11 protein-coding genes are annotated in these 14679 nt (G+C 37.7%); 9 read left to right on the plus strand and 2 right to left on the minus strand.

Annotation, left to right across the window (positions count from 1 at the left end; all coding sequences use genetic code 11):
* Positions 1 to 153: 153 nt before the first annotated feature.
* From uvrB to N0K80_RS00270, 8 genes are all read left to right on the plus strand, one after another.
* Positions 154 to 2157 (plus strand): excinuclease ABC subunit UvrB, encoded by a 2004-nt coding sequence (gene uvrB / locus N0K80_RS00235; protein WP_057973697.1) that lies wholly within the window; start codon positions 154 to 156, stop codon positions 2155 to 2157.
* A gap of 15 nt (positions 2158 to 2172) precedes the next feature.
* Positions 2173 to 5028, plus strand: coding sequence for an excinuclease ABC subunit UvrA (uvrA, locus tag N0K80_RS00240; RefSeq protein WP_269023413.1), 2856 nt, complete (start codon positions 2173 to 2175; stop codon positions 5026 to 5028).
* Between the two features lie 101 nt (positions 5029 to 5129).
* Positions 5130 to 5789, plus strand: coding sequence for a serine dehydratase beta chain (locus N0K80_RS00245; protein ID WP_269023414.1), 660 nt, complete (start codon positions 5130 to 5132; stop codon positions 5787 to 5789).
* Between the two features lie 11 nt (positions 5790 to 5800).
* Positions 5801 to 6682: an L-serine ammonia-lyase, iron-sulfur-dependent, subunit alpha gene (gene sdaAA, locus N0K80_RS00250; protein WP_269023415.1), complete on the plus strand. Its 882-nt coding sequence runs from the start codon at positions 5801 to 5803 to the stop codon at positions 6680 to 6682.
* 87 nt (positions 6683 to 6769) lie between these two features.
* Positions 6770 to 7654, plus strand: a complete 885-nt coding sequence (rapZ, locus tag N0K80_RS00255) for an RNase adapter RapZ (RefSeq protein WP_146342374.1) — start codon at positions 6770 to 6772, stop codon at positions 7652 to 7654.
* Entirely contained in the window at positions 7651 to 8670 is a 1020-nt protein-coding gene (locus N0K80_RS00260) for a gluconeogenesis factor YvcK family protein (protein ID WP_269023417.1), read from the plus strand. The genes rapZ and N0K80_RS00260 overlap by 4 nt, the downstream gene beginning before the upstream one ends.
* A gap of 20 nt (positions 8671 to 8690) precedes the next feature.
* Positions 8691 to 9629 (plus strand): DNA-binding protein WhiA, encoded by a 939-nt coding sequence (whiA, locus tag N0K80_RS00265; protein ID WP_057973703.1) that lies wholly within the window; start codon positions 8691 to 8693, stop codon positions 9627 to 9629.
* A 26-nt stretch (positions 9630 to 9655) separates the two neighbouring features.
* Positions 9656 to 9907 (plus strand): kinase to dihydroxyacetone kinase, encoded by a 252-nt coding sequence (locus tag N0K80_RS00270; protein WP_269023418.1) that lies wholly within the window; start codon positions 9656 to 9658, stop codon positions 9905 to 9907.
* Between the two features lie 71 nt (positions 9908 to 9978).
* Here the strand turns inward: N0K80_RS00270 and N0K80_RS00275 are convergent, their stop codons facing one another.
* Both N0K80_RS00275 and clpP read right to left on the minus strand, forming a co-directional pair.
* Entirely contained in the window at positions 9979 to 10497 is a 519-nt protein-coding gene (locus N0K80_RS00275) for a DsbA family protein (protein ID WP_269023419.1), read from the minus strand.
* 124 nt (positions 10498 to 10621) lie between these two features.
* Positions 10622 to 11215 (minus strand): ATP-dependent Clp endopeptidase proteolytic subunit ClpP, encoded by a 594-nt coding sequence (gene clpP / locus N0K80_RS00280; protein ID WP_057973705.1) that lies wholly within the window; start codon positions 11213 to 11215, stop codon positions 10622 to 10624.
* Between the two features lie 551 nt (positions 11216 to 11766).
* Here clpP and N0K80_RS00285 point away from each other — a divergent pair.
* Positions 11767 to 14391, plus strand: a complete 2625-nt coding sequence (locus N0K80_RS00285; protein ID WP_269023420.1) for a hypothetical protein — start codon at positions 11767 to 11769, stop codon at positions 14389 to 14391.
* Positions 14392 to 14679 lie beyond the last annotated feature (288 nt).

Below are 14679 nucleotides of genomic sequence, written 5' to 3' on the forward strand. Positions count from 1 at the left end.
AATTAAAAAAGTCAGTAAAATAAGCGAGATAACGTGCGAAAGTATGTTCGGTATGCTAATATAATTGATAGAGAATAATCATTGTTAAATGAGCCTGGTGGGTTATTCCGGGCTTTTTTTATTTCTAGAAATGATTGTATTGGAGGGATTAACTTGATTGATAGACATGATGATGGTGTTTTTGATTTAGTTTCAAAGTACGAACCAACTGGTGATCAACCGAAAGCAATTGAAACGTTAGTTGATGGGTTGAATGACGGTAAAAAAGAACAAATATTATTAGGTGCAACAGGAACAGGTAAGACGTTTACAATTTCAAATGTGATTAAAGAAGTTAATCGTCCCACGTTAGTCTTGGCACATAATAAAACATTAGCTGGGCAATTATACGGCGAATTAAAAGAATTCTTCCCTAACAATGCGGTTGAATATTTTGTGAGTTACTATGATTATTACCAGCCGGAAGCGTACGTACCTTCAAGTGATACGTATATTGAAAAAGATTCAAGTATTAATGATGAGATTGATAAATTACGACATTCAGCAACAAGTTCATTGTTAGAACGTAACGATGTAATTGTTGTTGCATCCGTTTCAAGTATCTTTGGATTGGGTGATCCAACGGAATATCGGGATCACGTGATTTCATTACGAACGGGAATGACGATGGAACGTGATGATTTACTTAGAAAGTTAGTCGATATTCAATTCGAACGAAATGATATTGATTTCCAACGTGGTCGTTTTAGAGTACATGGTGACATCGTGGAAATTTTCCCAGCATCTCGTGACCAAAAAGCGGTTCGGGTAGAGTTCTTTGGCGACGAAATTGATCGTATTCGTGAAGTTGACTCATTAACGGGTGAAGTTATGGGTGAACTTGAACATATGGCCATTTTCCCCGCAACGCATTTTATGACTAATGATGACGTTATGGACCATGCCATTGAAGGAATTGAAGAAGAACTTGCTGATCGATTAAAAGAATTAAAAGGTGAAGACAAGTTATTAGAAGCGCAACGTATTGAACAACGAACAACTTACGATTTAGAAATGTTGCGTGAAATGGGTTACACCTCAGGAATCGAAAATTATTCGCGTCATATGGATGGTCGAAAACCGGGTGAACCACCTTATACTTTAATTGATTTTTTTCCAAAAGATTTCTTAATTGTTGTTGATGAATCGCATGTGACTATGCCACAAATCCGTGGGATGTACAATGGTGATCGTGCGCGTAAACAAATGTTAGTAGACTACGGATTCCGCTTACCTAGTGCCTTAGATAACCGACCATTAACGTTAGCTGAGTTTGAAGGTCATGTAAATCAAGTAATTTATATGTCTGCAACGCCGGGTCCTTATGAGAGTGAACGAACAACTGATGTGGTTCAACAAATTATTCGACCAACCGGATTACTTGATCCGATTATTGAGATTCGACCAATTATGGGTCAAATTGATGATTTAGTTGGTGAAATTAATTTGAGGATAGAACGAAATGAACGGGTCTTTGTCACAACTTTAACTAAGAAAATGTCGGAAGATTTAACTGATTATTTGAAAGAGTTAGGGATGAAAGTGGCGTACTTGCATAGTGATATTAAAACAATGGAACGAACAAAAATTATTCGCGATTTACGTCTGGGAACATTCGACGTTTTAATCGGGATTAACTTGTTGCGTGAAGGTATTGACGTGCCTGAAGTTTCGTTGGTGACTATCCTGGATGCCGATAAAGAAGGCTTCTTGCGTAGTGAACGCTCATTAGTTCAAACAATTGGACGAGCAGCCCGAAACGAAAATGGACGCGTTATTATGTACGCTGATAAAGAGACGGATTCAATGAAAGGCGCGATTGAAGAAACACAGCGTCGCCGTGATATCCAAATGGCATACAATAAAGAACACGGTATTACGCCAACGACAATCAAAAAAGCAATTCGCGAATTAATTACGCCAACAAAAATTGAAGATAATTCAGGAACGGTTAAAACATTTACCGAAACAGAATTTTTGGATATGGATAAAAAAGAACAACAAGATATGGTTGACCGTTTAGAAGGACAAATGAAGGAAGCTGCTAAGAAACTAGATTTCGAAACGGCTGCATCATTGCGGGATACGGTATTGGAATTGAAAACACAAATGCTATAAACAGGGGGTTTTTTCTTGAAAAACGATAAAATTGTGATTCATGGTGCGCGTGCGCATAACTTAAAAAATGTGGATGTCACTATCCCAAGAGATAAATTAGTTGTTATTACCGGGCTCTCGGGGTCAGGAAAAAGTTCATTGGCTTTTGATACGCTATACGCTGAAGGCCAACGACGTTATGTTGAGAGTTTGTCAGCATACGCACGACAATTTTTAGGTCAGATGGATAAACCAGATGTTGACTCAATTGATGGGTTATCACCTGCTATTTCGATCGATCAAAAAACAACTTCAAAAAATCCACGATCAACTGTTGGAACGGTCACTGAAATTAATGATTATTTGAGATTACTTTGGGCTCGCGTAGGACATCCAATCTGTCCAAATGATGGTCATGAAATTACAAGTCAATCTGTTGAACAAATGGTTGATCGCGTTCTAGAATTAGAGGATCGGACAAAATTACAAATTTTATCACCGATTATTCGTAATAAAAAAGGGCAACACAAAAAGGTTTTTGAAACAATCAAACGTGAAGGGTTTGTCCGTGTGCGCGTTGACGGTGAACTACACGATATTGACGAAACATTTGAACTAGAAAAGAACGTGAAACATTCAATCGATATTGTGATTGATCGAATTGTTGTTAAAGAGGGAATTCGATCACGTTTATTTGATTCATTTGAAGCTGCATTACGATTATCTTCAGGATATGCAACTGCAGATATTCTTGACGGTGAAACAGATGGTGAGACACTTCAATTTTCTGAACATTATGCCTGTCCAATTTGCGGATTCACGGTAGGTGAATTAGAACCACGCTTGTTCTCATTTAATGCACCATTTGGCGCTTGTGAGACCTGCGACGGACTAGGGATGAAGCTAGAGGTTGATGAAGATTTAATTGTTCCAGACCCAACTAAAACGTTAGCTGATGGGGCAATTGAACCTTGGAACCCAATTAGTTCACAATATTATCCATCAATGTTGGCACAAGCGGCGGAAGCTTTTGGGATTCCAATGGATGTTCCATTTGAAGACTTAACGGATGAACAACGTGATATTGTTTTAAATGGTTCAGGGACACGTCAATTCCATTTTCATTATGCCAATGATTTTGGTGGTATTCGTGATGTTGATGCGCTATTTGAAGGGGTTATTACAAATATTAGCCGTCGCCATACAGAAACGAATAGCGATTTTACACGTGATCAGATGCGTAAATACATGACAAGTTTAACTTGTCAAACGTGTCATGGCTACCGCTTGAACCGTAAAGCGCTAGCCGTACAAGTTAACGGACAACATATTGGTAAGATTTCTGCACTTTCAATTGGCGATGGCTTACCATTCTTTGAAAATGTAGAATTATCGGAAAAAGAAACTGTTATTGCGGCACCTATTTTGAAAGAAATTCGTGATCGCTTAACTTTCTTGGAAAATGTTGGGTTAAATTATTTAACTTTGTCACGTTCTGCGGGAACTCTTTCGGGTGGTGAAGCACAACGAATTCGATTAGCCACACAAATTGGCTCGAATTTATCAGGTGTTTTATATATTTTAGATGAACCTTCAATCGGGTTACATCAACGAGATAATGATCGCTTGATCGAATCGCTTAAGAAAATGCGTGATTTAGGCAATACGTTAATTGTGGTTGAACACGATGAGGATACTATGATGGCCGCCGATTACTTAATTGATGTGGGCCCTGGTGCTGGTGAATTAGGTGGCGAAATTATTGCTGCCGGAACGCCAACCCAAGTTAAGAAGAGTCGTAAATCTTTAACGGGTCAGTATTTATCTGGTAAAAAATTCATCTCGTTACCTGAAACAAGACGTGACGGTAACGGTAAGAAGATTCGAATTACTGGCGCTAAAGAAAATAACTTGAAGAATGTGACGGTTGATTTCCCATTGGGTGAATTCATCTCAGTAACAGGGGTTTCAGGTTCAGGCAAATCAACTTTAGTCAATGGAATTTTGAAGAAAGTCTTATCGCAAAAGTTAAACCGTAATTCTGAAAAACCGGGTAAATATAAATCAGTTTCGGGTGTTCAAAATGTTGAGAGTGTCATTAATATTGACCAAAGTCCAATTGGCCGAACACCAAGAAGTAATCCCGCAACTTATACGGGTGTTTTTGATAATATCCGTGATTTATTTGCTGAAACTAATGAAGCTAAATTACGTGGTTATAAAAAAGGCCGTTTCAGTTTTAATGTTAAGGGTGGCCGTTGTGAAGCCTGTAAAGGTGACGGCATTATTAAAATTGAAATGAACTTCTTACCAGATGTTTATGTTCCTTGTGAGATCTGTCATGGCGCACGTTACAACTCTGAAACACTTGAAGTGACTTATAAAAATAAGACAATTGCGGATATCTTAGATTTAACAGTTGGCGAAGCCTTGAAATTCTTCGAACCAATTCCTAAGATTAGACGTAAATTACAAACAATTGTTGATGTTGGGTTAGGTTATGTTTCGTTAGGCCAATCAGCAACAACCTTGTCTGGTGGTGAAGCGCAACGAATGAAGTTGGCTTCTGAATTACACCGTCAGTCAAATGGTAAGAGCTTCTACATTCTGGATGAACCAACGACTGGGTTACACACAGATGATATTAAACGATTACTTGGTGTGTTGAATCGCCTAGTGGATGCAGGTAATACTGTACTAGTAATAGAACACAACTTGGATGTGATTAAAACATCTGATCATTTAATTGATTTAGGCCCAGAAGGTGGAGACGGTGGTGGAACGATTATCGCCACTGGAACACCGGAAGAAATTGCTGAAGTGTCTGAAAGTTATACAGGACACTACTTAAAACCAATTTTAGAACGTGATCGTGCACGAATGAATAAGTAATTGTGAGAAGACAGATGAGAATCTGTCTTTTTTTATTATCTTTTTATCCAAAAAGTGGTAACTTTAAAGAAGAACGAAATAAATTGGAGGACCGGTTGGCCATGGGCAATAAGTATAAGAGCGTTTTTGACATTATTGGACCAGTTATGATAGGACCATCTAGTTCCCACACGGCCGGCGCTGCCAGAATTGGTAAAGTCGGGTTCCAACTGTTTAACGGGCAGATAACTAAATTAAAAGTACGGTACTTTGAATCATTTGCTAAAACACATCGCGGGCATGGAACAGATTTTGCGACGGTTGCCGGTGTCCTAGGCTTTGAACCTGATGACGTTCGCTGTCCGCAAGCAATTCAAATTGCTGAAAAAATGGGGATAGAAATTCAATTTATTGAAGATTCCCATCCAAGTCCTATTAATCATCCTAATAGTGCTGAACTAACGCTTGAAAATGAAACTAAAAAAATCTCATTAATGGGCTGTTCAATCGGTGGTGGGACGATTGAAATTAGAGCATTCACGATTAAAAATCAACAATTTTTCCCAAAGGGTGGCTTACCGATATTAGTGTTAGAGGCTAATCCAATTAATCAGGATAAAATTCAAAATCAAATTAAAAAGACAACAGGTATTATTAGCCAAAATGAATCTGAATTAACACCAAACGAGTATATATATGAATATGATTTAACAAAAAATCTTGCTGAAACTGAACTTAAACAACTTCGGCTACTGACCCATAATCTCATCTATTTAAAATAGGAGGTTCCATCTTGTATAAGAGTATTGCTGAACTAGTTTCAACCGCAAATAAAGAAAATAAATTAATTTCAGAATTGATGATTGACCAAGAAATGGCACAATCCGGTGAAACTAGAGCCGTTATCATTGAAAAAATGTCGACTAATCTAGAAGTTATGAAACAAGCAATTGAACGAGGATCTAACGGTGAGGGCGTGACTTCTTCCACTGGATTAACAGGTGGTGATGCCGTTTTATTACGGAAGTATCGTGAAAAAGGACAGTCGTTATCGGGGGATGCTAATTTAGAAGCCATGCAATATGCAATTGCAACTAATGAAGTCAATGCTTCGATGGGACTTATTTGTGCAACACCTACTGCCGGTTCATCTGGTACTTTGCCGGGGGTTATTTTTATGATTCAAAAACGCTTGAACTTATCACATGAAAAAATGGTACAAGCTTTATTCACGTCTAGTGCATTCGGAATGATTGTCGCAAATAACGCGATGATTGCCGGTGCAACGGGTGGTTGCCAGGCAGAAGTTGGGAGTGCATCAGCCATGGCGGCTGCAGCTGCGGTTGAAATTACCGGTGGTACACCGGAACAATGCGCGGAAGCCTTCGCAATGGGATTAAGTAACTTATTGGGCCTAGTTTGTGATCCAGTTGCTGGCTTGGTAGAGATTCCGTGTATTAAGCGTAATGCAATTGGTGCGGTTAATGCACTAACGGCTGCTGATATGGCATTGGCGGGGTTATCTAATAAGGTTCCTGCCGATGAAGTGATTATGGCGATGAAAGATATTGGTGAACGGATGCCGAGTGCGCTTAGGGAAACAGGTGTTGGTGGCTTAGCAAGTACACCAACAGGACAAGCAATTAAAATGAAAATCTTTGGTGAAACAATTTAGGGTTGGAAACAACTCTTTTTTTGTACACGGATACAAAAGAAACACCAGGTATGTTATACTAATAAAAGTAGATTTGGAGGAATTAAAATGGCAGATACGTTAGAGTTAGTTGTAATTACAGGGATGAGTGGGGCCGGTAAGACGGTCGCAATGCAAAGTTTTGAAGATCTTGGTTATTTTTGTATTGATAATTTACCACCAACTTTATTACCTAAGTTCTGGGAATTAGTAAAAGAATCAGGTAAGATTTCAAAAATTGCATTGGTTATGGATTTAAGATCACGAGCTTTTTATGATGAAATTATTGAAATGTTATCAGGCTTTGATAATACTGAATTCATGACGACTAAGATTTTATTCCTTGATGCATCAGATGCAGAACTAGTTTCACGATACAAAGAAACGAGACGTGCGCATCCGTTGGCAATGGAAGGCCGTCTGATGGATGGTATCGAAAAAGAACGCGAATTATTAAATGATATTAAGACACAAGCGCAATTAGTGATTAATACGACTGATTTATCACCACGTCAATTACGCGAAGAAATTTTCCATAACTTTGAAACAAGAGAGACGGCAAGTTTTCACGTTGAGATTTTATCGTTTGGGTTTAAATATGGATTACCTATTGATGCAGATATCGTAATGGACGTCCGCTTCTTACCTAATCCACATTACATTCCAGAGTTAAAACCACAGACTGGTTTGGATAAAGCTGTTTATGATTATGTGATGGAACAACCTGCAACAGAAGGTTTTTATACAAAGTTTGAATCATTGCTTGAATCAATTTTACCCGGTTACGAAGCCGAGGGTAAAACAAATTTAACAATAGCAATTGGTTGTACAGGTGGACAACATCGTTCAGTTGCTCTAGCGAAACGCTTGAGTGAAGAGCTAAAGGTCACGTACCCAGTGAATGTTACCCATCGAGATATTAATAAAAGTAAGGAATCGGTGAATAGGTCATGACAAAAAATGGACATAGGCCCAAAATTGTTGTGATTGGTGGCGGAACTGGACTACCAGTCATTTTAAAAAGTTTAAGAGAAAAAAATGCTGATATTACGGCTGTTGTAACGGTAGCTGATGATGGCGGTTCGTCCGGCATTATCAGAGATTACGTGAATGTTGTGCCGCCTGGTGATATTCGTAACGTTCTTGCGGCCCTGTCTGAATTGCCAGAAATTTATTTGGACATTTTCCAATATCGATTTGATACATCGGATAGATTCTTTGCCGGTCACGCAATTGGTAATTTAATTATTGCCGCATTGGCCGAAATGAAAAAAGGGGTTTTCGCCTCTGTGCAAGAATTATCAGAAATGATGCGAGTGGATGGACACGTCTTTCCAGTTGCCGATGAACCATTAGTTTTAAATGCGGAATTTTCTGATGGCACTTTTTTAGCCGGTGAAGCCGAAATCACGGCTGCCAGAAAATCAATTAAACGTGTTTGGGTTACGTCAAATGAAAAAAATGAAGCTGAAATGCCAGCTGCCGTACCAGAAGTAGTTGAGGCAATTTTGGGTGCAGACCAGATTGTACTTGGACCTGGTAGTTTATTCACAAGTATTTTACCGAACTTAGTTATTGGTAATGTGGGTAAAGCCCTAGCTGAAACGAAGGCTGAAGTTGTTTATATTTGTAATATTATGACACAAAAAGGCGAAACAGAACACTTTACGGATGCGGATCACGTTCGAATTTTGAATGCGCATCTTGGTCAATGTTTCGTAAATACAGTCCTTGTAAATACGGCACAAGTACCGGAAGGTTACATGGACAAAGAAAAATATGATGAGAACTTGGTTCAAGTTGAACACGATTTTAACGGATTAAGGGAACAACACTGCCGTGTTATTTCATCGAATTTCCTGAAATTAAAAAATCAAGGTGTCTTCCATGATGGCAACAAGGTTGTTGAGGAATTAATGGGCTTAGTTGGTCGACCAAATCATGAATTAAGACACAGAGAGCATAGTTAGCACGAAGATAAGGTGAATAAATGTCATATGCAAGTGAAGTAAAAAAAGAATTAACAACTCTCAAAGTCCGGAGAAACAATGCCAAAGCAGAATTGATGGCGTTGATTCGAATGAACGGCTCTTTGAGTATTATTAATCATCAATTTGTTTTAAATGTTCAGACTGAAAATCCCGCAATTGCGCGACGAATCTATGAACTTTTGAATGAATTTTATGATATTACGAGTGAATTGCTAGTACGCCGTAAAATGAAATTAAAAAAGAATAATATTTATATCGTGCGATTGAAAACAGGGAGTGACTTCGTCTTAAAAGATTTGGATATCATTGAAGATATGCAACTTAAGATGGGTGTACCAACTGATTTACTGTCACATGATGATATGATGATGCGTTCATATTTACGGGGCGCATTCTTGGCAGGTGGCTCAGTTAATAATCCTGAAACCAGCCGTTATCATTTAGAAATTTATTCTGTTTATGAAGAACATAACCAAACTATTTGCGAGATGATCAATAAATTCGGTTTCAATGCGCGAATGACTGAACGCCGGAGTGGCTACATCGTTTATTTGAAAGAAGCAGAAAAAATTGCCGATTTCTTATCCTTGATTGGTGCAACGACGGCTATGTTGAAGTTTGAAGATATCAGAATTGTCCGTGATATGCGTAACTCGGTGAATCGCATGGTTAACTGTGAAACGGCAAACATGAATAAGGTTGCTGATGCCGCAAATAAACAAATTGCGAATATCGAATTTATCGCGCATTCTGTTGGGTTAGGTCAGCTGCCCTCTAAATTAAAAGAAGTTGCTGAAACCCGATTGGTACACCAAGAAGTTAGCTTGAAAGAGCTGGGTGACTTGGTGCCAGGGGGTCCAATTTCAAAGTCGGGGATTAATCATCGATTACGAAAAATTAATGAGTTTGCTGAAAAAGTTCGAATTGGTGAAAAATAAATTGATGTCTTGAAAGGGTGGGTTTCATGATTGAATTTAAATATGATGTACAATTATTGCTTGAGGGTAGTACGCTAGATGAGGATCGTTTGTATGATGAGATTGTCCGTCAATTTGAGGGTGATAGTCTGATGATTGCCGGTGACACAGACCTAATGAAGTTACACTTCCATACAAATTATCCATGGAAAATACTAGAATATTGTGCCAGTCTTGGGGATATCTTTGATATTGTTGTTGAAGACATGGTCAGACAAGCTAAGGGATTAAAAGGTTAATGAACGATAAAAATCAGATAATCATAATAACTGAGATTTCAGTTGTTACGATTATCTGATTTTTTTGTGACTTAGTTATCTAAATATGACTTTAATGTTGATAAATCAATTGATTCATCAAAGATATGATCATCAACAATTACGGTTGGAACGAATTGGATATGTGCAGCATTCGCTTCATTAATAATAGCGTCAATAGCTACCTTGTCTGAGACATCAGTTAAATTAAACGTTTCTTCCATATAAGTAGCTACTTCTTCAAGCGTGAGGTCTTTCCAAGTTTCTTGCGTTTTGAATAACTCGGTAATTAAATCATATGATTTTTGTGAATCATTTAGTGGTAGGTAATGATGTGCAATATTGCCTCGTTGTAAAGATTCTTTTTCTTTATCAAAGAGTTTGATAACACGTTTAACTTTACCATCCGCAATATACCCATCTAAAGTTTCTTTAGATTTTTCAAACCATTCCTTAGAGTAAGGGCAACGGACATTAATAAATTCCACAACCGTTTTTGGCGCATTCGGATCACCAATCACGAGACCAAGATCACGTTTTACTTTTGATGCATCAATAATTGAAATATCCATTTTTATCATTCCTACCTTCGTTTTATAGCGTCAGTATAGCATAAGATAGGACAATACGAGTAATTTTTCGCTCAAAAAAAAGGCACCGACAATCAACTTGTCAGTGCCTTTGAAGCGGCAAAAATTATTTAAGACCCTTTTTGTTAGTCATAATTTCATCAATCAAACCATATTCTTTTGCTTGTTCAGCAGTCATGTAGTTATCACGATCTGTATCTTTGTTAAGAATTTCAATATCTTGACCAGTTGCATCAGCCAAAATCTTGTTGATTAATGTTCTTGTCTTTAAGATGTGTGCAGCAGCAATTTCAATTTCTGTTGCTTGACCTTGAGCGCCACCAAGTGGTTGATGAATCATAATTTCTGAGTTAGGTAAGGCAAAACGTTTGCCCTTTGTACCAGCAGTAGCTAAGACACTAGCCATTGAAGCGGCCATACCCATAACGATTGTTTGAACATCAGCATTAATGAAGTTCATCGTATCGTAGATTGCTAAACCGGCAGAAACGGAACCACCGGGTGAGTTAATGTAAATTGAAATATCTTTTTCTGAGTCTTGAGCATCTAAGAAAAGTAATTGAGCGATAATCGCATTTGCCATATCGTCATTAACTTCACCAGAAAGCATAATAATTCTGTCTTTTAATAGACGAGAATAAATGTCATAGGCGCGTTCGCCACCAGCAGATTGTTCAATAACTGTAGGAACTACATTCATAATTAAAAACCTCCAAATTTGTTGTTTAATCTAACATAAAGTAATTTTACCTTCTTGGTCAAAAAAGGTCAAATGAAAGAACCTAAATGATAAAGTTTTATTTTAGCCGTTGAAAAGGTAAAATAAATCAATTAGGTGCAGGAAAATATAGCTTAATATACATTAATTTATGCGTATATTCCATTAAAATGTATAAAAAAGATAAGGTATGCTTGTTGAGGCCGTCTTATTTGAAAAAGAAAAAGTGTAGTGTTACTATTCGGTTGTAGATTACACGATGTAATTCTGTGAAACAGAATGGATATGTAACAGGAATTAACATAATAATGTAAGCATTTTTCATACGTATTGTTAATGGGATTGACGATAGATATAAAACCTACGTGATTAAGATAAATGTTGTAGAAATTAGCTTAAATGAAGATTAACGATTGAAATATTAGGGGAAGATGCGGTGGAGAGTAATTAAACCGTATTTTGATGATATTGAAAGAGTTGAATTAAGACGATCAGTCTTAGAATGAGAAGTGACAGTTTAGGGGGGCTAAACGATGAAAGGGAATAACAGTAGTAAAAAAAGATGGGCAACAACCATATTGATGACGGGGATTATTTTGACAGGGATGATGCCAGCTGGATCTATCGTGAAAGCCGTAAGTCGTGATGATTCAGTAATTTCAACGCAAGAACCAAGTCAATTAACTAACGACACAAAAAGTGGATTTGAAAAAATTACGGAAGATGTTGATGCTCAAAAAGCAAAGGAAGATTCTTCTATTGTAACGAACAAAGAAACAACTGTAACGGAAGATAAAAATGTTCCCGTTGTAAAAGATGATACGACTAAGACAAAAGAAGATTCTTCAATTGCTAAAGTGAACAAGGCAACTGCGGTCAAAGCTAAGGCAGCAGTATCTGTCACCGGGTACACGGGACCAACAACTCGAGTAATTAATACGGATTGGGATACTAGTACAGATTACGCTAATTCATCAGCGTCTGCGTACGTTTCTCCGTCAGGAGTACAAGGTAGAGACGATGAACCTGTTTTATATTTTGGAAACTCTGCGTTTGCGTTTCAGCCCAGCTCATTAACAAATAATAAAGCATATGACAGAACGACGAACGCGTCTAGTTGGGTTTATACAACTGATACTACTAAAAATCCTGACCCCAAAAAATATTATGGCATCATAATCAACAATGCAATACCAGCTGATCGTGGGTATGCGGTGGGGCTATCTTCTCCCACAATTAGTACGATTGAGTCCGCTGTGGGTAGAAGACCATCGGCAAGTAATAAAATTAATGGGTATCATTTATATAAAAATAAAGCCGGTACCGGCTTTAAAGCAATAATGTACGATACGGTATATAAGTTGAGTTATACATTTGAAGAAATGTACGATGCAAATGGTGGTTTATACAGTTATTTCAGTATTACTAATAGTGACACAAGTAGTCAATCTATCGGAGCGGTAGAAGGTGTTGATACCTACGTTGATAATGACGCGGTTCCTGTTAACAGTCTGGGACCCGGTAATGGATTCAAAATGGTGGGGACTGCGCATACATTGAACTTTAGTCTGAGAGACCCAAATACCAATGCTAAATTGGGTGGATGGACAAATTATACGGCTGGAAACATCAACAGTACAAGAAGTTATCCAAAGAAACTTTTGAATGTGGCGAATGTGGGCCAATATTTCAACGGTGGGGTATCTGGGACGGGGATGGAGAATTATGCGGCTGGAACTAATATCGGTATTTACGATATTAAAGATCCTACTAAAACACTTACGGGAATTAATAATAGTGACAGAGATAGTGGGTTCGTCATTAAGACTAATTCTAAAATGTTGGCACCAGGAGAAACGCTTACTAATGGATCTTACTTAAGCTATAAAGAGGTAACTCCGAGCGTTCCGCCTGTTGCGACGGTAACATCGCCAACTATTAATGCCTATGCAGATCAAAAAGATGCGCTAACAATTAAAGGCAAGGTTTCTGATGTAGATAGTACTAAAGGTCGTATTAAATTGACGTATGAAGATGGTTCAATGTCTTCAATGTCGGATAATAAGTATGATACGACTACGGTTGGTAAGTCTATCGATTATTCTGCGGCAATTGATGTGTCTAAGTTAAAAGTTGGCTCAAATAAAATCATTGTTGCGGCTGTTGATGAAAATGATTTTGAACAGGATACGCCTGTAACAGTTACCGTTAACCTATTTAAATTAGGTGCAACACCTATTATGCAAACAATTAAAACGGGTGAGACGGTTTCAACGGATGAATCTAAGTTAGTAACAAATATAACGATTATGAACTCAAACCGTCATACGCTAACAGTTGATAGTAAAAATCCGTCGGGTAAACCACTTAATAATAAAGTTCCCGGCTTCTATATCCAGGATATGACATTGACGGATATAACAACTTCGCCTAAAGAAGTTGTTAACATTCCCGTACCTGTGAACGTCACGGATGATAATACAGTCGTTGATAAAGACTCCGCGGTTTACGCACATAGTTTTAGCACGACGAGTGATGCTATCTCAGGGTTAACGAACAAGGCCGCACTAGATGCGTTTATTTTAAAGAATAGTGAAGCTAAAGGTTGGATGATTGCAACCGGAAATGAATCTAAAGTTAGCGTTGAGTCAACAACATTAACGACAACTTCGGGTGGTGATCAGACAGCGACGATTACAAATGCGAATGGTAAAAAAATTACAATTACGATTACCATCGCAGGTGGCTTAAAAATTGCTGCGGCACCTGACGCGATGAATTATGGGGCAACAGACGGAGTGATGTTACCCTACAGTTCAGAAAACTTTAACCTGCAACGTCAGGATAATAGTACGGCCAAAGTATCGATATCTAACATGGGTAAACAAGGTTGGAATTTATCCGCAAAGGTTTCAAAAGATCTAACGTCGGGTTCTAACACGTTAACTGGTGTTTTGGAATATATTGATAAAAATAATGTTGTCACGGATTTAGATAGCGGTGGTGTCATTGTTGGATCGGGTAAGACAGAAACGGCTCAAGATGTGACTTGGGATGCTAAACAGGGAATAATTGTTAACCTTAATGGTAGCAATGCCTCACTTAAAGCAGGAAAATATGTAGGAGAAATCGAATGGACATTGACCGATGCACCGTAAAATCTGGTTAATGATTTATTAATACTAAAATAGTGTAAAAAATTTTGTAAGTTTGTTAGTTGATTGGTCCATAAAATCTGTTGTTGATGATAGAGAAATCTATCGTTGATAACAGATTTTTTTGCTTAATTTGAAATTAAATTTACGTAATAAGTATAAAAATCGACCATTTGTGAATAAATAGTCAACCCCATTAACTGATATTATTAAAAAAATTAATAATTTTAATAAATGGTATGACAATTATTTGTTGATATAAAGCTTTGATAATAAAGGGATTGATAGAAT

The sequence above is a fragment of the Dellaglioa carnosa genome, from assembly GCF_026948345.1.
Lineage (GTDB): Bacteria > Bacillota > Bacilli > Lactobacillales > Lactobacillaceae > Dellaglioa > Dellaglioa algida.

Bases quoted from the DNA above. Each gene is read 5' to 3' on its own strand.
- clpP (WP_057973705.1), bottom strand. From the start codon at position 11,215: ATGAATGTAGTTCCTACAGTTATTGAACAATCTGCTGGTGGCGAACGC.
- whiA (WP_057973703.1), top strand. From the start codon at position 8,691: ATGTCATATGCAAGTGAAGTAAAAAAAGAATTAACAACTCTCAAAGTC.
- N0K80_RS00270 (WP_269023418.1), top strand. From the start codon at position 9,656: ATGATTGAATTTAAATATGATGTACAATTATTGCTTGAGGGTAGTACG.
- N0K80_RS00285 (WP_269023420.1), top strand. From the start codon at position 11,767: ATGAAAGGGAATAACAGTAGTAAAAAAAGATGGGCAACAACCATATTG.
- N0K80_RS00260 (WP_269023417.1), top strand. From the start codon at position 7,651: ATGACAAAAAATGGACATAGGCCCAAAATTGTTGTGATTGGTGGCGGA.
- N0K80_RS00245 (WP_269023414.1), top strand. From the start codon at position 5,130: ATGGGCAATAAGTATAAGAGCGTTTTTGACATTATTGGACCAGTTATG.
- rapZ (WP_146342374.1), top strand. From the start codon at position 6,770: ATGGCAGATACGTTAGAGTTAGTTGTAATTACAGGGATGAGTGGGGCC.
- N0K80_RS00275 (WP_269023419.1), bottom strand. From the start codon at position 10,497: ATGGATATTTCAATTATTGATGCATCAAAAGTAAAACGTGATCTTGGT.